Annotated in this window: 14 protein-coding genes and 1 pseudogene; 6 read left to right on the top strand and 9 right to left on the bottom strand. The window is 70.2% G+C overall.

Features of this window, described 5'->3' with window-relative positions:
• Positions 1-96: 96 nt before the first annotated feature.
• Positions 97-984, bottom strand: a complete 888-nt coding sequence (locus ABJI51_RS39495) for a 1-aminocyclopropane-1-carboxylate deaminase/D-cysteine desulfhydrase (RefSeq protein ID WP_348956278.1) — start codon at positions 982-984, stop codon at positions 97-99.
• 507 nt (positions 985-1,491) lie between these two features.
• Between ABJI51_RS39495 and ABJI51_RS39490 the strand changes: the two genes are divergently transcribed.
• Complete coding sequence (locus ABJI51_RS39490; RefSeq protein WP_348956277.1) at positions 1,492-3,048, top strand: GMC oxidoreductase; 1,557 nt, start codon at positions 1,492-1,494, stop codon at positions 3,046-3,048.
• Position 3,049: 1 nt separating this feature from the next.
• Here the strand turns inward: ABJI51_RS39490 and ABJI51_RS39485 are convergent, their stop codons facing one another.
• On the bottom strand, positions 3,050-3,775 hold the full coding sequence (locus ABJI51_RS39485) for an SDR family oxidoreductase (RefSeq protein ID WP_348956276.1): 726 nt from the start codon (positions 3,773-3,775) through the stop codon (positions 3,050-3,052).
• Positions 3,776-3,869: 94 nt separating this feature from the next.
• On the opposite strand from ABJI51_RS39485, the gene ABJI51_RS39480 reads away from it, so the two are divergent.
• Positions 3,870-4,706 carry a LysR family transcriptional regulator gene (locus tag ABJI51_RS39480; protein WP_348956275.1) on the top strand — a complete coding sequence of 279 codons (837 nt, stop codon included), beginning with the start codon at positions 3,870-3,872 and terminating at the stop codon, positions 4,704-4,706.
• Positions 4,707-4,783: 77 nt separating this feature from the next.
• Here the strand turns inward: ABJI51_RS39480 and ABJI51_RS39475 are convergent, their stop codons facing one another.
• The 5 genes and pseudogenes from ABJI51_RS39475 to hisD all read right to left on the bottom strand — a co-directional run bounded on the left by ABJI51_RS39475 (position 4,784) and on the right by hisD (position 10,274).
• Complete coding sequence (locus ABJI51_RS39475) at positions 4,784-6,571, bottom strand: thiamine pyrophosphate-binding protein (protein ID WP_348956274.1); 1,788 nt, start codon at positions 6,569-6,571, stop codon at positions 4,784-4,786.
• Positions 6,572-6,592: 21 nt separating this feature from the next.
• Positions 6,593-6,748 carry a ThuA domain-containing protein gene (locus tag ABJI51_RS43635; RefSeq protein ID WP_431605705.1) on the bottom strand — a complete coding sequence of 52 codons (156 nt, stop codon included), beginning with the start codon at positions 6,746-6,748 and terminating at the stop codon, positions 6,593-6,595.
• A 35-nt stretch (positions 6,749-6,783) separates the two neighbouring features.
• A pseudogene (locus ABJI51_RS39470) lies at positions 6,784-7,251 on the bottom strand (ThuA domain-containing protein); the annotation flags it as partial.
• Between the two features lie 5 nt (positions 7,252-7,256).
• Complete coding sequence (locus tag ABJI51_RS39465; protein WP_348956272.1) at positions 7,257-8,852, bottom strand: APC family permease; 1,596 nt, start codon at positions 8,850-8,852, stop codon at positions 7,257-7,259.
• Positions 8,853-8,948: 96 nt separating this feature from the next.
• Complete coding sequence (gene hisD / locus ABJI51_RS39460) at positions 8,949-10,274, bottom strand: histidinol dehydrogenase (RefSeq protein ID WP_348956271.1); 1,326 nt, start codon at positions 10,272-10,274, stop codon at positions 8,949-8,951.
• Positions 10,275-10,400: 126 nt separating this feature from the next.
• On the opposite strand from hisD, the gene ABJI51_RS39455 reads away from it, so the two are divergent.
• The gene (locus tag ABJI51_RS39455; RefSeq protein ID WP_348956270.1) at positions 10,401-12,005 is read left to right on the top strand and encodes a PucR family transcriptional regulator; all 1,605 of its coding nucleotides are present in this window, start codon (positions 10,401-10,403) and stop codon (positions 12,003-12,005) included.
• 207 nt (positions 12,006-12,212) lie between these two features.
• Here the strand turns inward: ABJI51_RS39455 and ABJI51_RS39450 are convergent, their stop codons facing one another.
• Together ABJI51_RS39450 and ABJI51_RS39445 are read right to left on the bottom strand one after the other, a co-directional pair.
• Positions 12,213-13,157 (bottom strand): CE1 family esterase, encoded by a 945-nt coding sequence (locus ABJI51_RS39450; RefSeq protein WP_348956269.1) that lies wholly within the window; start codon positions 13,155-13,157, stop codon positions 12,213-12,215.
• A 128-nt stretch (positions 13,158-13,285) separates the two neighbouring features.
• Positions 13,286-14,485: an ROK family protein gene (locus tag ABJI51_RS39445; RefSeq protein ID WP_348956268.1), complete on the bottom strand. Its 1,200-nt coding sequence runs from the start codon at positions 14,483-14,485 to the stop codon at positions 13,286-13,288.
• A 442-nt stretch (positions 14,486-14,927) separates the two neighbouring features.
• Here ABJI51_RS39445 and ABJI51_RS39440 point away from each other — a divergent pair, with 442 nt between their 5' ends.
• The 3 genes from ABJI51_RS39440 to ABJI51_RS39430 are packed head-to-tail and all read left to right on the top strand — an operon-like array spanning position 14,928 to position 19,891.
• Positions 14,928-16,487, top strand: coding sequence for an alpha-L-fucosidase (locus ABJI51_RS39440; RefSeq protein WP_348956267.1), 1,560 nt, complete (start codon positions 14,928-14,930; stop codon positions 16,485-16,487).
• A 12-nt stretch (positions 16,488-16,499) separates the two neighbouring features.
• A complete protein-coding gene (locus ABJI51_RS39435; RefSeq protein ID WP_348956266.1) occupies positions 16,500-17,660 on the top strand; it encodes a glycoside hydrolase family 27 protein in 1,161 nt (386 codons plus the stop codon).
• Positions 17,661-17,719: 59 nt separating this feature from the next.
• Positions 17,720-19,891 (top strand): hypothetical protein, encoded by a 2,172-nt coding sequence (locus tag ABJI51_RS39430; protein ID WP_348956265.1) that lies wholly within the window; start codon positions 17,720-17,722, stop codon positions 19,889-19,891.
• Positions 19,892-19,900: the final 9 nt, after the last annotated feature.

Below are 19,900 nucleotides of genomic sequence, written 5' to 3'. Positions count from 1 at the left end.
AAGGAGCACTCAGCGAGCTGCACCTCGACGCCGGGGTCTCGACGAGACCTGCCGGTGGCTACGCCGGCAGACGGGGCCGTGCCCGCGGCGTAGCGTTCAGCTCAGCACCGCGACGATCCTGGTCCCTGGCGGGAAATCCCCGGCTTCGGTCCGGGCGAAGAGCCCGTACATCATCTTCGCCTCGTAGATCCAGTCGAGGGTGATGCCGTGGCGTTCGCCGAAGTCGGCGATGAAGTCGTCGAGCACGGCGTTGCGCTTTGCGTAGCCGCCGAAGTGGAAGTCCAGGTTGACCGTCCAGTTGGTCGTTGTCGTTCCGTACGCTTCGAGTTGCAGGCGGCGCACGTCGTCTTCCAGGAACTGCGCGCCTTTGAGCACGGCGAAGCCGACCGCGCGCTGTGGACCGGTCAGGCCGGAGGCGATGCCGGCGAGCGTGCCGCCTGTGCCGGTGGCGCAGCAGATGACGTCGAAGTTCGTGGTGATCTCGTCGACCAGTTCGGCGGTGCCGCGGACCGCGGGGCCGTTGCTGCCGCCTTCGGGTAGGACGTAGCAGGGGCCGAATTGTCGGGTGAGTGCGGCGAGTACGTCGGGCTCGGTCTTGCGGCGGTACGTTGTCCGGTCCAGGTAGGTCAGCGTCATGCCACAGTCGGCGGCGTAGGCCAGAGAATCGTTGAGGGGCTTGTGTTCCTCGCCGCGGATGACGCCGACGGTGTCGAAGTCCCAACGGCGCCCGGCGGCTGCGGTGGCGCGGATGTGGTTGGAGTACGCGCCGCCGAAGGTCGGGAGTGTGGTGAAGCCCTGGTTTCGGGCGGCGTGGAGGTTGTAGCGGAGCTTGCGCCACTTGTTGCCGGGTAGTTCCGGGCTGATCAGGTCGTCCCGCTTGAGCTGCAGGCGGACGCCCCGGCGCTCGAGCCGCTCGTCCCGCAGGTCCTGAAGCGGCGACGGCAAGCACGGAAGATCCGCTGTTTCGCCGTCGTTCGCCCGCATGCTCGCCAGCCTAGCGCCGCGACTGAACACAGAAGAGTTATGGAACATGTGTTCTTCGGCGCGATGGTCGGATCGCTGAGCCCGGAGGTGCGGTGGCGGTCCCCGGGTGAGCAACGCGCCGAACTCGCACCCGCAGACGCGGCGGACCTCCTTGTCCGCAGGATGGTCTTCTGTCCCTGTGGCCGCCGGATGGCAGGCGATCCCGACGATGCGTTCACGGTGAAGTTTCGGTCTCGCGACCGGCCCTGCTGGGCATGGCCTGCCGTGCTGGCGGCAGTGCTGCGCATTTTTGACCATACCTGAGCCCACCCGGGACGTCCGGGTCCGCGACGTGTTCGACCGGCTGAGCCACGATCTCGAGAGGCTCTTCAACGACTCCGATGAGCACAGCAGATCACCGCTGAGCTCGCGCCGGAGGCAACCGTGCACACAATGAGCAGCTCGGCAAGCCGGAGTTACGCAGTTTGTGCATGGCCGGGCCGGGAGCGTGTCCTTACCCTCGCGAGCATGAACGACCTGAACCTCCCCGGCGGGCTGACCGCCGACGTCCTCGAGGCTCCCGGCGAACGGGACGAGATCGACACCGACGTCCTGATCATCGGGTCCGGCATGGGCGGCTCGACGCTCGCGTGGGCGCTGCGGGACTCGGGTGCCCGCGTCCTGGTCGTCGAGCGGGGCCGGTTCCTGCCGCGGGAACCGGAGAACTCGCAGCCGGAGCAGATGTACCTGAAGGGCCGGTACAAGAACGCCGGCCGGTGGTACGACGGTGGCACCGGCAAGCCGTTCGCGCCCGGCGTCTACTACTGGGTCGGGGGCAACACCCGTTTCTACGGCGCCATGCTGCCCCGGTTCCGGCGCAGCGACTTCACGGAGGTGCAGCACCGCGAAGGACGCTCGCGCGCGTGGCCGTTCGGCTACGACGATCTCGAACCGCACTACGGGACCATGGAACGGCTGCTGCAGGTGCACGGCCAGACCACCGAGGACCCCACGGAACCGCCGCACTCGACGCCGTATCCGCATCCGCCGCTGCCGCACGAACCGGCGATCGAGCGGTTCGCCGGTGCCCTCCGCCGTCAGGGACTCCATCCGCACCACACGCCGAACGCGCTCAACGTGGTGACCCAGGCCGACCGCGCGGCGGTGTGCACGGCGGACGGCTGCCCCGACGACACGGGCATGAAGTCCGACGCGGAGAACCGGATCCTGGTCCCGGCCCTGCAGGCGGGCGTCAGGCTGATGATCGAGGCGGTGGTGACCCGCCTGGTCACCGCGGCCGACGGCCGGACGGTGGTGGCCGCCGAAGCCCGCCACGGCGACCGGACGATCCGGATCACCGCGCGGCAGTTCGTCGTCGCGGCGGGCGCGGTCAACTCCGCGGCGCTGCTGCTGCGGTCGGCGAACGACCAGCACCCGGAAGGGCTGGGCAATTCTTCGGGCCTGCTCGGCCGCAACTACATGGTCCACAACAGCACGTTCTTCGTGGGCGTGAATCCACTTCGGACCAACCCGACGAAGTGGCAGAAGACGCTGGGGATCAACGACTTCTACGAGGGTACCGACCCGCTGGGCAACCTCCAGATGCTCGGGAAGCTGCAGGCACCCATGCTCAAGCCGGCCCGTGCGTGGGCGCCGATGTGGGCGCTGAAGTTCATGGCGGCGCGCAGCATCGACATCTACCTGACGAGCGAGGATCTGCCTTCCCGGAACAACCGCGTCCGGGTCGACGGCGGCCGCACGATCATCGACTGGACCCCGACCAACCTCAGCGCGCACCACGAACTCGTGCGGCGGGTGACGAAGATCGTCCGGAAGGCCGGATATCCGCTGATCTTCACGCAGCGGATGGGGATCGAGACGAACTCGCACATGTGCGGCACCGCCGTGGCCGGGACCGATCCCGCGGAGAGCGTGCTGGATCCGTTGTGCCGCAGCCACGACGTGGGAAACCTGTGGATTGCCGACGCCTCGTTCTTCCCGTCCTCGGCGGCACTCAACCCGGCGTTGACCATCGGGGCCAACGCGCTGCGCATCGCGCCGTCGATCGCCGCCGCGGTGTCGTGACCTACCAGGGCACGGTCCCGGCGTCGTCGAACAGGCCGCCGGTCGGGCCGTCGTCCGGCAGCGTGGCCAGCCGGAGGGCGATCTCGGCGCCGTCCGCGGGTGTGCTCGTCCCGTGGAAGCCGTTGAGGTCGGTGGCGACGTAACCGGGGCACGCGCCGTTGACCTTGACAGCGGTGCCGGCCAGTTCCTTGGCGTACTGGATGGTGACGGCGTTCAGGAACGTCTTCGACGGTGCGTAGGCGCCGCTGATCCCGCCGAGGTCGACACCGGGCGTGCTCTGCAGGGTCAGCGAGGCGACGTGGCTGGACTGGTTGACGATCCGCGGGTGCGCGGAGCGGCGCAGCAGCGGCAGCATCGCGTTGGTGACCCGGACGACGCCGATCACGTTGGTCTCCACGACGGCCCGCAGGCTCTCGGGCGTGACCGCCGAAGGGGTCTCCGGCCAGGCTCCGGCGATACCCGCGTTGTTGACCAGCACGTCGAGCCGGCCCGCCCGGTCCTCGAGCAGCGCGGCGGCGGCCGTGACGCTCGCGTCGTCGGTCACGTCGAGCGGCACCCCGAACGCGTCGACGCCGGCCGCCCGCAGCTTGGCCACGGCGTCCGCCCGGCGTTGTTCGTCGCGGGCACCGATTCCGACGCTCCAGCCCCGCGCGCCGAGCCCGGCCGCGATCTCGTACCCGATTCCCTTGTTCGCGCCGGTGACCAGCGCGATCGTCTGTTCGTTCATGGGTTGATCGTGACGCGGAACCGGCGGCGGACCAACACCGCTCGGGTCAGGAATCGATACCTGAACGACATGGATCGGCGGGTAGGCTGACCGGGTGGAGACACGGGAGCTGCGGTACTTCGTCGCGGTCGCCGAGGAGCTGCACTTCGGCCGGGCCGCCGAGCGGCTGGGCATCGCCCAGCCGCCGCTGTCGCGGACGATCGCCCGGCTCGAGCGGCGGCTCGGCGTCACGTTGCTGGCGCGCACCAGCCGCAAGGTCTCGCTCACCGAAGCCGGCGCGGTGCTGCTCACCGAAGGCCGGGCGATCCTCGGGGCGCTGGCCACGGCCGAGCGGCTCACCCGGCGGGCCGCCGTGAACCGGCCTTCGCTGGTCCTGGCCGCGAAGGCCGGTGCCGCCCGCGAACTGCTGACGAAGCTGCTCGACGCGTACGCCGCCGAGCCGGGCGCGGTCGCGGTCGACCTGCTGCTGTGCGAAGCCCAGCCCCAGCAGACGCTGCACGACGGCCGGGCCGACGTGGCCCTGCTGCACCTGCCCTTCGACTCGGCGGCCGGGCTCGACACCGAAGTCCTGCACACCGAGGGCCAGGTCGCGATCGTGCCCAGCTCGCACCCGCTGGCCGTCCGGTCCGGAGTCCGGCTGGCGGAGGTCAGCTCCCTGCCGGACCTCCCGCTGGCCCGCTGGCCCGGGCCCGGCGGCCGCTATCCCGAGGGCCCCGGCGCGGAAGTCCGCAACCTGACCCAGCTCTTCCAGCTGATCGCGCTCGGCCGCACCACCGTGGTGATGCCCGAATCCAGCCGCGCGAACCTGCAGGAAGGCCTGGCCGCCGTGCCGGTCACCGACGCCCACGCCGTGACGACGGTCATCGCCTGGCCACCGCACAGCCGCTCCCGGGCGCTCGCCGACCTGGTCCGCGTGGCCACCCGCGGCTGAGCCCGGTTCTCGCCAGTGTCGGGAATGACTCGTTCGGGACGTGGGAGGTCCCGAACGAGTCATTCGCGACGTTCCGCTCAGAGGTGCTGCTCGGTCGCCCGGGTCCGGCGGTACTCGTCCTGGCGCTCGTCGGTGACGTACGCCGGGATCGGGAAGTCCCACCAGCCCGGCACCCAGGGGCCTGCCGCGTCCCGGTCCGTCGGCACCTCCACCAGGGCAGGTTCGCCCGACTGCACCGCCTTGCGCAGGATCGGCTCCAGCGACTCGGCGTCCGGCACCCGCCACGACTCGATGCCGAACGACGCACCCAGCGCGGCGAAGTCCGGGCTGTACGGGGTCCCGTCGGGGCGCGAGAACTCCGTCCCGATGTGGCGGGACGTCTGCTTGCGCTGCCCGCCGCGGATCGACATGTAGCCCGCGTTGTTCTGCACGACGAACACCACCGGCGCCCCGGTCGTGACGCTCAGCGCGATCTCCTGCGCCGTCATCAGGAAGTCGCCGTCGCCCAGGACACAGGCGACAGTCCGGTCGGGCCGTCCCAGCTTCGCGCCGACGGCGGCGGGGATCGCCCACCCCATCGACGAGAAGCCGCCGGACGTCAGGTGCGTGCGGGGCTCGTACACCGGGAACGTCTGCTTCACCGCGCCCTGCGTGTTGCCCGAGCCCGCGACGATGATCGCGTCGCGAGGCAAAGCGGCGCGCAGCGCGCCCAGCGGACGCTGCGAGGTGAACGGGTACCGGTCGCTGTCGCGGCGGCCGGCGAGCTTGTCCTCCCAGTCCCGCTTGAGCTGCGCCAGCTCGGCCAGGTACTCCGAGCGGTCGGCGGCCGGGTACGGCAGGGAATCGACGATCGCCGCGACGGCACGCTGTGCGTCCGCGACGATGCCCACCTCGGCCGGGTAGTTCTTGCCGATCTCGTGGGGGTCGATGTCGATGTGGATCAGCTTGGCCGGCGGGATGGAGAAGCTGATTCCCTGGGCGTAGCTGGACGCCGACCAGTCGGTGAACCGGCACCCGACCGATACGACGACGTCGGCCGAACTCGCGATCGCGTTGCCGACCAGCGTGCCGGTCTGCCCGACGCTGCCCGCGAACAGGTCGTGGTCCTCCGGGAACGCGCTCTTGCCGTTCCAGGTCGTCACGACCGGGATCGACCAGCGTTCGGCCAGCGCCCTGACCTGGTCACCGGCCTCCGACGTGATCGCGCCGCCGCCCACGACGATGACCGGCCGCCGGGCGGCGCGGAGAACCTCGACCGCGCGGTCGACGGCCAGCGGGTCCGGGTGCTGGCGGCCGACCGGGATGCGGCGCTCCAGGTCGTGCAGCTGGACGTCGGCGGCTTCGGCCTGGACGTCCATCGGGACCTCCAGGTGCACCGGCCCTGGCCTGCCGGTGAGCATCGAGTTGAAACACCGGTGCAGCACGAACGGCAGCTCCTCGACGCGGGTGACCACCCAGTGCCGCTTGCTCACCGCCTCGGCGACCTTGGGGAAGTCGTTGGCCGTGTAGCGGTCGAGCTCCTGGAGCAGGCCGTGCCCGCGCATGTGCGTGGGCGGCCCGCCGGTGATGACCAGCACGCTGGTCGAGTCGGTGAACGCCGTGCCCATCCCGATCACCGTGTTGCTCGCGCCGGCACCGATCGAGGTGACCGCGGCGATCGGGCGCCCGGTCGCGCGGTAGTAGCCGTCCGCGAGGTGGACCGCGCTCTGCTCGTGGAACGTCTGGACGAACGGGATCTTCGACTCGTCGTCGAGGAAGGCGTCGGTCAGGGACCAGATCCCGTGCCCGGGGATGCCGGCCACGTAGCCGACGCCGTAGTTGTGCAGGGTCCGCGCGACGATCTGGCCGCCGGTGAGGACAGGCATGTGACTCTCTCCGTTCTGTGTTCAGTTGCTCCGGCGGGCGGCCCAGGCGAAACCCTGCTTGCACAGCCGGGTCACGTCGGGGTTCTGCAGGTCGTCCAGGTCGTGCCCGACGGCGCTGTAGAAGACCCGGCCGCGGCCCCAGGTCCGGGTCCACGCCTGCGGGATCGTCCGGCCCACGAGCCAGGACAGGTGCTCTCCGGTGACCTGGTCTCCGCCAGCACGTGGTTGTTCGGGTCGACCGACATGTAGTACTGCTCCGACGCCACGGAGAAGTCCCGCACCCCGGCAGTGATCTCGTGCTCGCTGTCCACTATGGACACGTCGTACGGGTACTTGACACCTTCGCCCGCCGGGTGCTCCAGGAAACTCCCGCCCAGCAGCAGGTGGTACTTCAGGCTCAGCCGGAAGGCCGCGGCCGCGCCGTGCCACGCGGCGATCCCGGTGCCCGCCTCGACCGCGCCGAGCAGGCTGTCCTCCTGGGCTGCCGACAGCCCTTCGGACAGCAGCGCGTTGTTCCAGTTGAGGGCGATCAGGTCGTAGCCGGTGAGGTCGGCGTCGAGCGCGAAGACGTCGTTGGTCTCCGTGACGTCGAAACCCAGCTCGGTGAACAGGGGCAGCGCCCACTTTTCGGCGATGTCGTAGGGCTTGTGCCCCGGCCATCCGCCGTAGAGATACAGCACGCGGGTCACGCGATCCTCCTTTCTGCCCCGGCGACCGAGGCGGCACGGTCCCGCAGCCGGGCGGCGATCTCGATCGCGTCCCCTTCCGGTGCGGTGGATTTCCGGTCTGGTTTGGCGGCCAGCAGGTAGACCAGCCCCACCGCCGACACGATCAGGAAGCCGATCAACGCGATCCAGCGGTCGACGAACGACGTGCTCGCGTCGCCGGCCGGCGCCGCCAGCAGGATCATCGCGAGCACGCCGTAGACCAGGGCGGCGACGTTGACGACGAGGCCGTACCGGCCCAGGCTCCAGGCGCCGGCCGGGCGCCAGCCCTTCAGCCGCATCCGCAGCGCGGCGAGCACGACCATCTGGAACGCCAGGTAGCCCGCGAGCATCTGGAACGCCGCGATCCGCACCAGCGAATCGGGGGAGAAGTAGACGAACACGAACAGCAGCACCGGCACCACGTTCACGGCCAGCAGCGCGTTCATCGGCACGCGGTGGCGGGTCGTGACCTTCGAGAACAGGTGCGAGCCCGGAAACATGTCGTCGCGGGCGAAGGAGAACACGATCCGGCTCGCCGCCGCCTGCTGGCTCAGCACGCCGGCGATGAACGAGGTGAGGGCGACGAGCAGGACCAGCTTGGTACCGACGGTGCCGATCGAGCTCTGGAGGATCGCCGGGATCGGGTTCGTGTCCTGTCCGGACAGGATCGAGCCGAGATCCGGTGCCGCGAGTGCGTATCCGGCGAAGGCGAACAGCGCGGCCACCCCGCCGACGACGACCGTCAGCTGCATCGCGCGCGGGATGCTCCGGGCGGGATTGGGTACCTCCTCGGCGACCTCACCGCAGGCTTCGAAGCCGTAGAAGAGGAAGAGCCCGACGAGCGACGCCGCGAGGAACGCGCCGAAGTAGCTGCCCGTGTGGCTGGTGCCACCTCCGGTGAAGAAGATCGAGATCGAGTTGTGGCGCTGGAAGACCAGCAGGTACAGGCCGACCAGCACGATCCCGATGAGCTCGGCGGCGAGCCCGATCTTGGAGATGATCGCGAGCGTGCGGGTGCCGAAGCTGTTGCACAGCAGGCAGAGCGCGGTCACGGCGAGCGCGATGAGCAGCCGCTGGCCGGGCGTCGAGCTCACCCCCGGCTCGGCGGCGGTACCCCCGAACAGGCTCGCCACGAAGTCCGAGCTGAACAGGGCCGTGCTGGTGATGCCGATCGTGATGCAGCAGATGTAGGTCCACGCGGTGAACCACGCGTAACGGCCGTTCCACAGACGGCGTGACCACTGGTAGAGCCCGCCTGCGAGCGGGAACTGCGACACGACTTCGCCGAACACCAGCGCGACGAGCAGCTGGCCCAGCCCGACGACGGCGATCCAGAAGATCGACGGCCCCCCGGCCGCCGACAGGCCCAGCGCGAACAGGGAGACGACGCCGACCAGCGGCGAGAGGTAGACGAAGCCGAGGGCGAAGTTCGCCCACAGGCTCACTTTGCGGTCGAAGCGCTGCTGGTAGCCCAGTGCCGCGAGGAGTTCCGCGTCCTCACGGGACGAAACGGGCGCCGAGCCGACGGCAGGTTCGGGCGCGGTGGCGGGAACCGCCGGGTTGTCTGTTGTCATGGCGACCTCCGGGGGCCGAAGTGATGATGCTCCTTGTGCGGTCGCGCGTCACCGTGGTCGACCGGTTCGGCGCGGAAGATCCCCCGCTCGCGCCGGTCAGGCGCGCCCGAAAACGTGGTCGGTCCACTCGAGACGAGCCGAACCGAAACGTGCGCTGCGGACATCACCCGAGCGCGCGTGTCCTTCGAAATTCTCCAACCGGGACGCCCGGCCGCAGAGCTCGCCGAGCTCCGCGCTGGACCCGGCGTCCTGGATCTCCTGGTACGTCACGGTCTTGAGGTACTTGCCGACCCACAGCCCGCCGGTGTAGCGGGCCGCGCCGAGGGTCGGCAGCACGTGGTTGGTGCCGATCACCTTGTCCCCGTAGGCGACGCACGTCTTGTCGCCGAGGAACAGCGCACCGTAGTTGCGCATCTTCCGCAGCGCGGCCCGGGGCTCGGCGGTGAGGATCTGGACGTGCTCGCTCGCGTACTCGTCGGCCAGCGCATAGGCGGCGTCGAGGTTTTCGACGACGAGCACTTCGCCCTTGTCCCGCCACGCGCGGCCGGCGACGTCGCCGGTGGGCAGGCCGGGCAGCAGCTCTTCCACGCACGCGATCGCGCGCGCCGCCAGCTCCTCCGAGGTGGTGATCAGGACGGCGGGGGAGTCCGGCCCGTGCTCGGCCTGCGACAGCAGGTCGGTCGCGACGACGAACGGGTCCGCCGTCTCGTCCGCGACGATCAGCACCTCGGTCGGCCCGGCGAACAGGTCGATGCCGACTTCGCCGAACAGTTGGCGTTTCGCTTCGGCGACGTAGGCGTTGCCCGGCCCGGCCAGCATGTCGACGGGAGCGATCGTCTCGGTACCCAGCGCGAGCGCGGCCACGGCCTGCACGCCACCGAGCACGTAGATCTCGTCCGCGCCGGCCAGGTGCATCGCGGCGATGCTGATCGGCGGCGGCGTGCCGCGGTCCGGCGGGGTCGTCGCCGCGACCCGCTCGACGCCGGCGACCTTGGCGGTCACCACCGTCATGTGCGCCGAGGCGGTGAGCGGGTACCGGCCACCCGGGACGTATGCCCCGGCCGCGCCGACCGGGATGTTCCGCTGTCCCAAGTAGACTCCGGGCAGCGTCTCCACCTCGAAGTCGGCCAGGGACTCCCGCTGGGCCTGGGCGAACCCGCGCACCTGCCGCTGGACGAACCGCAGGTCGTCGAGGACGGTTCCGGGCACCGAGGCGACCACCGCGGCGATCTCGTCCGGCCCGAGCCGGTAGGAGTCCGGGGTCCACGCGTCGAACTTCTCCGACCAGCGGCGCACCGCGGTGTCACCGTTCTGCCGGACGTCGGCGATGATCTCGGAAACCGTGTCGGCGATGTCGGGACGACTGGTCCGTGACGTGGTCTCCGCGACGGGCTTCTTCACGAGCTTGGCCGCTGTGGACACTGCACACTCCTTACCGAAACGGTGACCCCTGGTGGCTTGGGCAAGAAGTCTGCGCAACGACGGGCGGGCCGGGCAGACACAATCCGTGTAATAGTGAGCGCGTACGTTTCACACACTGGAGACCACATGCCCGAGGTCCTCACCGTCCGCGACGCCCTGCAGCTCGAGGTCTTCCAGCGCACCACGGTCCACGTGCTGGCCGGGGAGGACCGCATGGACCAGCCGGTCCGCTGGGTGCACACCGGCGAGATCCCCGACATCCACCGTTTCCTGTCCGGGCAGGAGATGCTGCTGACCGCCGGGCTCGGGATGGGCCGCACCGAGTCCGAGCAGCGTGCCTTCATCCGCCGCCTCGCCGACGCCCACGCGGCCGTTCTCGTGGTCGAGCTGGCCGGCCGGATGTTCGACAGGATGCCGGACGCGGTCGTCGACGAGGCGCGTGCCGTCGGGTTGCCGCTGGTCGGCCTCGCCGACGAGATCCCGTTCGTGGAGGCTTCCGCCCAGGTTCACGAAGTCCTGGTCGAGACCCGGGTCAGCAGGCTGATCGCCGAGGAGGCGACCGGCCAGGCGTTCATGGACCTCCTGCTGGCCGACGAGGACTACGTCGGCATGGTGCGGGAGCTGGCCCGGCGGACCGGGCATCCGGTGGTGCTCGAAGACGTCGCCCACCGGATGCTCGCCTACAGCGGCTCGACCCCGGCCGCCGACGAACTCGTGGCCGGGTGGGACGCCCACTCGCGGGCGATCCACGAGCGCCACCACCCGATCCTGGCCGGCGAGAAGCAACGTCCCCAGGCCCGGGCGGGCTCGTTCAGCGAGGTCGTCGCCTGCGCCCGGACAGCGGTGATCCTGCGCGGGGAGTCGTGGGGCTGGCTGCACCTGCTGCACGGCGGCGTGCAGCCGGGCGCCGCGGACCTGCGGGCCATGGAACGCGCGGCCGCCGCCATCGCGATCTCCCTGCTCAGCGAACGCGAAAGCGGGGCACGGGCGGCCCAGCGGCAGGGCGCCCTGCTCAACCGGCTGCTGCTCGGGGACATCACCGGCGAGAAGTTCGTCAGCCGCGCCCTCGCCCTCGGCCAGGACCTGCGCGACCGCGAGCTGATCGTCGTGGTCACCGCGCGCGAAGCAGCCGGTGAACCCTTCGGCGACCAGGACCTCGCCAGGCTCCTGCGCGAAGGCCAGTGGCCGTCCGTTGTCGGCGACATCGGCGACTTCGACCTCGCGGTGGCCGGCCTCGCGGACGGCGCGGAGTCGCTTGTGGACACTCTGACCCGGCGCCGGGTCCGGGGCGGCATCAGCCGGATGGTTCCGCCGATGGCGTTGCCGCAGGCTGTTCGCCAGGGCCGGAGTGCCGCGTCGGTCGCCGCGTCCGCGCCGGAGTGCGAGCTCATGCGCTTCGACGATCTGGGCGCGTTGCGTCTGCTGGTGGCGCTGTCGGAAGGCCCGGAACTCACCCGGTACGTCGAGGACGAACTGGGTCCGCTGCTGGAGCACGACGCCCGCACGAGCAACCCGCTGCTGCCGACGCTGCGGACGTTCCTCACCTGCGGTGGCAACAAGGCCCGCGCTGCCGAGGCGCTGTTCGTCCAGCGCCGGACGCTGTACCACCGGCTCGACCGGCTGCGGGAAATCCTCGGCCTCGATCCGGCCGATGTGGACAACCAGCAGCGGCTTCAGCTCGCTGTCCGCGGTTACGACCTGCTGCACCGCCGGGCTCCACGGCGTCCTTGACCAAGCGTGGCCGGTGCCGGAGAGGTCCTTGCGCAGCTTGCCGAAGACTCCGGTGCCGCGGCAGCCGCTCCACCGCGCGCTGCCGGGGAACACGAACGGCACCGGCCGCACCTCGGGGTGATCGCGGGAGCGGCGACGGCCGGCTCGCCGGAAACTTGGGCGAGCCGGCCGTTCCGTTGTGGTGACACCGGCGCCCCGGGTTGCCGCCTAGAACTGGGTGAAGAACTTCCAGGTTTCCGCCGGGAGCCAGGTGGTGCGGCCCTTCACCGGTGCCGGGGCCGTGCTGTTCGCTCCGTCGGCCGGGCTGGCGTCGTGGCCTCCGTCGAACGCGATCCACTCGACCGGGTGGCCTGCCGAGCAGCCCGCGTACGTCGTCGCGATGTGGGTGCGGCTGCCCTTCGCCGGTTCGCGTGGGGTTTGCGGTGTGCAGTTGTTGTTGCGGACGAACCGGTCTCGCAGCGAGCGGCCGCCGGCGATGCTCAGCACCGGGTCGCTGATGCCGTGGGAGGCGAGGTACGCGATCGGCTGGGTGCCGCCGCTGCAGCCGCTGAGCTGGCCGCCCGAGTAGAGCGCGACCGCGCGGAACACGTTCGCCCGCGCGCACGCCAGCGCGTAGCTCATGCCCGCGCCGTAGCTGAAGCCGACCGAGAAGATCCGGGTCGTGTCGACGCAGAGGGCGCCTTCGATCTGCCTGATCATGTCGTCGACGAAGGTCACGTCTTCGCCGCCGGAGTTGGCCCAGCCGTTGTTGAAGCCCTGGGGTGCCACGAAAATCGTGCTGTTGTTCGACAGCCGGAGCAGCCCGTAGTAGGCCCAGACGTCGGTCAGGACGGTGCGGCCCGTGGCGACGTCGGTGGCGTTGCCGCCGAGCCAGTGCAGCCCGAAGACGAGCCGGTAGGGGTGGTTGCGGTCGTAGCCTGCCGGCACGGTGATGATGTAGCTGCGGTTCTTGCCGCTGCTGGTGATCGTGTGGGTGCCGGTGGCCAGCGCCGGTGCCTTGCCGCACCCGGCGGTGGCGGCCGCGGGTGTGGTGGCAGGCACGGTGGCCGGTGCCGGCGGCGCCGACATCGTGGCCATGGCCAGCAGCGCTGCGACGAGGCCGGGCAGCGCGCGCCATCGGAAGCCGGACGAGGCGGGGGTCGTGGATCGCATGGCTCTCCTGACTGGGTGGAGTGGATTTGCCGACCACGGCGGGAAGCGCTTGCCGCCCAAGGGTTTCCACGGCCGCCGTGCGGTGTCAAGGCGATGCCGGGGAGGCCGGGGAAAGCGGGCTGTAACTTTCAGCCGCGGCCGGCGAGCCGGGCGGAGGCGTGCAGGACGGTGACCACCGAGCCGAGCGCGACGGCGCGCTCGCCCAGCTGTCCTTTGCAGACGGACACCTGCGCGACGGCGAAGGGGAGTGCGTCCCGTTCGAGGGCGCTGCGCAACGGCGGGAGGAGGATGTCGAACGCGGCGGCGAGGTCGCCGCCGATGATCACGCGGTCGGGGTTGAGCAGGTTGCCGAGCACGGCCAGCGCGCTGCCGAGGCGGTGCCCGGCGTCGGTGAGCACGCGGACGCAGGCGCGGTCGCCGTCCAGCGCGCGCCGGATCAGGTCGTCGGCGGTGAACCCGGGGCCCTGGCGGGTCCGCAGCTGCGCCAGCAGCGCGGGCAGGCTCACGCACGTTTCCAGGCAGCCCCGGTTGCCGCAGCGGCAGACCGCGCCGGCCGGGTCGATCGTCAGGTGCCCGAACTCCGCCGCGGTACCGCAGGAACCGCGGAACAGCCGCCCGCCCATGACGAAGCCGGCGCCGACGCCGGTGCCGAGCTTGACGTAGACGGCCACCTGCGCGCCCCGGCCCGCGCCCCACGTCACCTCGGCCAGTGCGCCGAGATTGCCCACGTTGTCGACGATCACGGGCAGCCCGAGCAGCGCGCCGAGCTCGTCGGCCGGCCGCAGGCCGACCCAGCTCGGCGCGATGCTGGACGGCCCGATCGTCCCCGTCAGGGTGCTGACCGGTCCGGGGAGCCCGGCGCCGACGCCGAGCACCTTGCCGCGGTCCACACCGGCCGCGGTCAGCGCCTCCTCGGCCAGTGCCGCCGCGGTTTCCAGCGACTCGCGGGCGTCGTGATCGCGTTCCAGCTCCCGGCACTGCTCGGTCAGCACGGTGTGCGCGAGATCCGCCACGATCACGCGGACGTGCGTGTGGCCGAAGTCGATGCCCACCACCGCACCGGCGGACGGGTTGAGCGTCAGCGGGGTGCCGGGCCGTCCCTGGCGCGGCGGGCCGGCGGTGCCGGCGTCGGCGCCTTCGACGATCACGCCGTCGCGGTACAGCGCGCCGACGACGTTGGAGATCGTCGCGCGCGAGACGTCCAGCAGCCGCGCGAGTTCCGCCCGCGTCAGCGGTCCCCGCGTGCGCAGCAGTTCGATGACGCGTTCGTGGTTCTCGGTGCGCGTGCCCGGTTGCTGTGCCGCCACATCCATGAGGTGTACACGCATCCCGGCGATGCGACAAGCGTTGAACAAAATATGCCCCGATTGCCGAAGAGGTATTGCCGTGACCGGCCATTGCGCCGGACGCGGTTGCAGCGGCGGTTGGCTTTATTCGACGGTATTCGACGACCGCACCGGATTTTTCGGGCACTTTTGTTCAGTTTGTTGACAGTATGGTGGGTGTGGTTCCAGCATCATCCTTACGGGACTGCGGTCAAAAGATCACCGATCGTCACGACGACCGCGACCCGTCCCAGAACCCCGGTACCGTCACTCGCCCAAGGATGTGCGGACGTGAACAACTCCCGGTCTCCCGATCCCCGACGTGCCGTTCCCGTGCGGATTCGCGATACCCGCCGGAGACCGTGTTAGCGCTAACACTATTTTCCCTTTTCTTCTCCTGTTCCGGGTCTGTCCGGCCGAAAACCGGTTCGTGAAAGGTGCTCCCATGTCCCCGGACTCCCTGTCCATGCCCGAAATCAGCCGCCGCGCGGTGCTGGCCGCGGCGGGTGCGGCCACCGCTGCCGGGTTCCTGCGTTTCGCTCCCGGCGCCGCCGCCACGGAAGGCCCCGCCTCCTACACGCCGAGCTGGTCGTCGGTCGACCAGCACGCGCCCGCGCCGGAGTGGTTCCAGGACGCCAAGTTCGGCATCTACTACCACTGGGGCGTGTTCAGCGTTCCGGCGTTCGGCAACGAGTGGTACCCGCGGAACATGCACATCGCCGGGTCCAACGAGAACAACCACCACAAGCAGGTGTACGGCGACCCGTCGGTCTGGCCCTACCACAACTTCATCAACGGGGCCAACGACAAGTCGGGCCGGTTCACCCAGTTCGCGCCCAAGCTCGTCTCCGCGGGCGGACGGTTCGACCCGGTCGCGTGGGCCCAGCTGTTCAAGGCGGCCGGCGCGAAGTTCGCCGGGCCGGTGGCCGAGCACCACGACGGGTTCTCGATGTGGAACAGCCGCGCCAACGAGTGGAACTCCGTGGCCAAGGGCCCGAAGCTGGACCTGGTGGGGCTGCACGGGCAGGCCATCCGCGGGCAGGGCCTGAAGTTCCTGTGCGCGCTGCACCACGCGTTCAACTTCACCGGCTACTACGACCACGTGCCGTCGCAGCCGACGACGTCGCTCAAGAAGCTCTACGGCCAGCTCGGCGCCACCGCCGAAAACCAGCTCTGGTACGCGAAGCTGCAGGAGATCGTCGACGGCTACCAGCCCGACCTGATCTACCAGGACTTCAACCTGAGCAAGCTCCCGGAAGCCCGGCGGCTGAACTTCCTGGCCTACTACTACAACCGGGCCGTCGCGTGGAACAAGGACGTGGTGGCCACCTACAAGGACGGGTTCAACAACCGCGGCGAGGTCTACGACTACGAGCGCGGCGGCCCGGCCGGGCTGCTCACGCCGTACTGGCTGACCGACGACAGCATCTCCAGCTCCAGCTGGTGCTACACGAACGGCATCGGCTACTACTCGCTCAAGGCGATCCTGCACTCGATCCTCGACCGGGTCGCCAAGGGCGGCAACACGCTGCTGAACATCGCCCCGATGGCCGACGGCACGATTCCCGACGGCCAGCGCAGCATCCTGCTCGGCATCGGCGACTACCTCGGCCGGTTCGGCGAGTCCGTGTACGCGACCCGGTCCTGGTCCTCGTTCGGCGAGGGCCCGACGAAGATGGGCGGCGGCTCGTTCACCGGGCCGAAGGCCGGGACAGCGCAGGACATCCGGTTCACCCGCAGCAAGGACGGCAAGGTGCTCTACGCCACCGTCCTGGGCTGGCAGGGCCGGACGACCACGATCGGCACGCTGACCGCGAGCCGGTTCCCGCTGGCCGGCCTCGTCGCCACCCAGCTGCTGGACAACACCGCGGGCCGCTACGTCACCCTGCCCCGCCCGGTCCAGGACGGCGGCGGGCTGCACCTGACGATGCCGTCCGCGACCGCGCCGTTCGCCGCGCAGGCCTACGTCGTGAAGTTCACCTTTTCCGACCGCGTTCCGGCCTGAGGGGAGCCCGTCATGCGCTGGAGAACCACGTTCGTGGCGGCCGCCGCCCTCACCGGTGTCCTGGTCGCGCCCGCGCAGGCCCTCGACAACGGCCTCGCGCTGACCCCGCCGATGGGCTGGAACGACTGGAACGCCTACAAGTGCACCGTCTCCGAGGCGCTGATCAAGCAGACGACCGACAAGATCGTCGCCTCCGGGCTGGCCGCGGCCGGCTATCAGTACGTCAACGTCGACGACTGCTGGATGGCCAACAGCCGCGATGCCGCCGGGAACCTCCAGCCCGACTACACCAAGTTCCCCGACGGGATCGCGGGTACCGCTGCCTACGTCCACTCGAAGGGACTGAAGTTCGGCATCTACGAAGACGCCGGCACCCACACGTGCAAGGGCCGTCCGGGCAGCCTCGGCCACGAGAAGCAGGACGCGAAGCTGTTCGCCTCCTGGGGCGTGGACTACCTCAAGTACGACAACTGCTACGCGGGCGGCACCACCCAGCAGTACATCGACCGGTACACCGCGATGCGCGACGCGCTGGCGGCGACCGGCCGCAAGATCGTCTACAGCATCTGCGAGTGGGGCGTGCACGACCCGTGGAACTGGGCCCCGCCGATCGGCAACCTGTGGCGTACCACGCCGGACATCCAGCCGAACTTCGCCAGCATGCTCTCGATCTTCCACACGAACGCCGGGCTCGCGGCCTTCGCCGGGCCGGGGCGGTGGAACGACCCGGACATGCTGCAGGTCGGCAACGGCATGACGGCGACCGAGGACCGCGCGGAGTTCAGCCTGTGGGCCGAAATGGCCGCGCCGCTGCTGGCGGGCAACAACCTGGCCGGCGCGAGCGCCACGACCCTGGCCACCCTGGGCAACAAGGCGGTCATTGCGGTCGACCAGGACCCGCTGGGCAGACAGGGACGGCTGGTCGCCTCGGCGGGCGGCCGCGACGTGCTCGCCAAACCGCTCGTCAACGGCGACGTCGCGGTGGTGCTGTTCAACGAGAACGCCGCCGCGGCCACGATCACCACCACGGTGTCCGCGATCGGCAAGAGCGGCGCGGCCACCTACTCCCTCGCCGACCTGTGGACCGGTGCCGTGCGCACCACGACCGGCGCGATCAGCGCGAGCGTCCCGGGCCACGGCGTCGTGATGTACCGGGTTTCGGGCGGTCGCTGACGCCTGCCCGAGCCTGGTTCGCCGGTTCCACCCCTACACACCGTTCGGAGACGCCCCTGATGTCCAAGCGCACACGACGACGCGCGCGGTTCGCCGCGCCCACCGCCACCCTGCTGCTCACCGCGCTGGTGGCCGCCCAGGGAACGGCGACCGCCGACACGGCGCCGCGCTCGGTCGCGGCGGCCGGGATCACGGCCACCGTGAACGCCGACGGCAGCTACCAGATCCGCACGCAGCAACCGGTGGCGTGGACGTTCAGCGGGACCGTCGGCCGCGCGGTGACCGGCCAGAGCACCACGACCGGCACCGACGCGATCGGCGCGTACCAGGAGGTCGTGTTCACCTACACCGACACCGTCCGCCGCAGCGGGAGCATCCGGGTGTACCAGAACACCCCGGTCGTGCTGTTCGGTTCGACCAACCTGGCGCAGGTGGCGAACACGGCAACGGCGGGGGCGACGTTCCCGGCGCTGGCCTCGCCCTCGCTGGCGTACCGGGAGTCGTTCCAGGACGCTTCCTGGTCGCCGTACCAGTTCGGCGGGACACCGGCCCACGACAGCCCGCTGCTGACCTTCGACGCCCAGAACCACGGGTACCTGCTGTCCCCTGCCGACAACTTCCCGGTCGCGAACATGGCCCGCAGCAGCACCAACACGGTGTCCAACGGCATCGTGTCCAGTGTCGGCACGCTGCCCGCCGGGTTCACCCACCGGACGATGCTGGTCGTCGGCAACGGCGTGAACAGCACCTTCGGCACGTGGGGGTCGGCGCTGCTGGCACTGGGCGGCAAGCGCCCGGTGCCCAACGACGCCAACGTGACGCTGAACAAGCTGGGGTACTGGACCGACAACGGCGCCACCTACTACTACAAGTACGACACCTCGCGGGGGTATGCGGGAACGCTGGACGCGGTGGTGAAGGACTTCGCCGCGCGCGGGACACCGGTGGGGTACCTGCAGCTGGACAGCTGGTGGTACCCGAAGGGGTCGTCGAACTCCTGGCAGGGCACCGGCTCCGACCGCGGCGGCGAGTACACCTACCGTGCGGCGCCGGCGTTGTTCCCGAACGGGCTGGCCGCGTTCAAGCAGCAGGTCGGCGTGCCGCTGGTGACGCACGCGCGGTGGATCGACCCGGCCAGCCCGTACCGGCAGCAGTACAGCATGTCCGGTGACGTCATCAAGGACCCGGCGTTCTGGAACAGCACGATGGACTACCTGGCGAACTCCGGCGTCGTCACCTACGAGCAGGACTGGCTGTCGGAGAAGGCGCAGCCGCGGTACAACCTGACCGATCCGGACGGTTTCCTCGGCAACATGGCGCGTTCGGCCGCGGCGAAGAACGTCACGATGCAGTACTGCATGGCGTTGCCGTGGAACAACCTGCAGAGCACGCAGTACCCGGCCCTGCAGACCACCCGGGTCAGCTTCGACCGGTTCGAGCGGTCGCGGTGGGACACGTTCCTGTTCGGCTCGCGGCTGGCGAGCGCGCTGGGCATCTGGCCGTGGGCCGACGTGTTCATGAGCACCGAGACGAACAACCTCCTGTTGTCCACGCTGTCGGCGGGCATGGTCGGCGTCGGGGACGCGCTGGGCAAGCAGAGCGTGTCCAACCTGCTGAAGTCGGTGCGCGGCGACGGCGTCATCGTCAAGCCGGACACCTCGCTCGTGCCGCTGGACAGCGTGTACCCCGCGATCGCGCAGAACTCGAGCGCGCCGATGGTGGCGGGGACCTACAGCGACCACAACGGGCTGCGTGACGGCTACGTGTTCGCCTACGCCCGCAACAACGGAACCCAGTCGGTCAGCTTCACCCCGGCCAGTGTGGGCGTCGCCGGTGCGGCGTATGTGTACAACTACTTCACCGGTGCCGGGCGTGTCGTCCCGGCGGGCGGGTCCTTCACCGACACGGTGAACAGCAACGGTTCCTACTACGTCGTGGCCCCGGTCGGCCAGTCGGGGATCGCGTTCCTCGGGGACACCGGCAAGTTCGCCTCGCTCGGCAGCAAGCGGATCAGCCAGCTGTCGGACAACGGAAGCGTGCACGCGACGGTGGCGTTCGCGGCCTCCGAGCAGACGGTGACCCTGCGCGGGTACGCCCCGGCGGCACCGAAGGTGACCGCGACCGACGGAACGGCGGGCGCGGTCCGCTACGACGCGGGAACGCACCTGTTCTCGGTCGACGTCACGCCCGGCGCGAGCCGCAACGCCGTGGTGACGATCGCGGCGAGCTGACGCACCCTC

Source organism: Amycolatopsis melonis, assembly GCF_040064235.1.
GTDB lineage: Bacteria > Actinomycetota > Actinomycetes > Mycobacteriales > Pseudonocardiaceae > Amycolatopsis > Amycolatopsis melonis.
Note: the sequence above shows the minus strand (reverse complement) of the source record. Positions and strands in the feature narration are given on the sequence as shown.

Bases quoted from the DNA above. Each gene is read 5' to 3' on its own strand.
- ABJI51_RS39495 (WP_348956278.1), bottom strand. From the start codon at position 984: ATGCGGGCGAACGACGGCGAAACAGCGGATCTTCCGTGCTTGCCGTCG.
- ABJI51_RS39490 (WP_348956277.1), top strand. From the start codon at position 1,492: ATGAACGACCTGAACCTCCCCGGCGGGCTGACCGCCGACGTCCTCGAG.
- ABJI51_RS39485 (WP_348956276.1), bottom strand. From the start codon at position 3,775: ATGAACGAACAGACGATCGCGCTGGTCACCGGCGCGAACAAGGGAATC.
- ABJI51_RS39475 (WP_348956274.1), bottom strand. From the start codon at position 6,571: ATGCCTGTCCTCACCGGCGGCCAGATCGTCGCGCGGACCCTGCACAAC.
- ABJI51_RS39465 (WP_348956272.1), bottom strand. From the start codon at position 8,852: ATGACAACAGACAACCCGGCGGTTCCCGCCACCGCGCCCGAACCTGCC.
- ABJI51_RS39455 (WP_348956270.1), top strand. From the start codon at position 10,401: ATGCCCGAGGTCCTCACCGTCCGCGACGCCCTGCAGCTCGAGGTCTTC.
- ABJI51_RS39450 (WP_348956269.1), bottom strand. From the start codon at position 13,157: ATGCGATCCACGACCCCCGCCTCGTCCGGCTTCCGATGGCGCGCGCTG.
- ABJI51_RS39445 (WP_348956268.1), bottom strand. From the start codon at position 14,485: ATGCGTGTACACCTCATGGATGTGGCGGCACAGCAACCGGGCACGCGC.
- ABJI51_RS39440 (WP_348956267.1), top strand. From the start codon at position 14,928: ATGTCCCCGGACTCCCTGTCCATGCCCGAAATCAGCCGCCGCGCGGTG.
- ABJI51_RS39435 (WP_348956266.1), top strand. From the start codon at position 16,500: ATGCGCTGGAGAACCACGTTCGTGGCGGCCGCCGCCCTCACCGGTGTC.
- ABJI51_RS39430 (WP_348956265.1), top strand. From the start codon at position 17,720: ATGTCCAAGCGCACACGACGACGCGCGCGGTTCGCCGCGCCCACCGCC.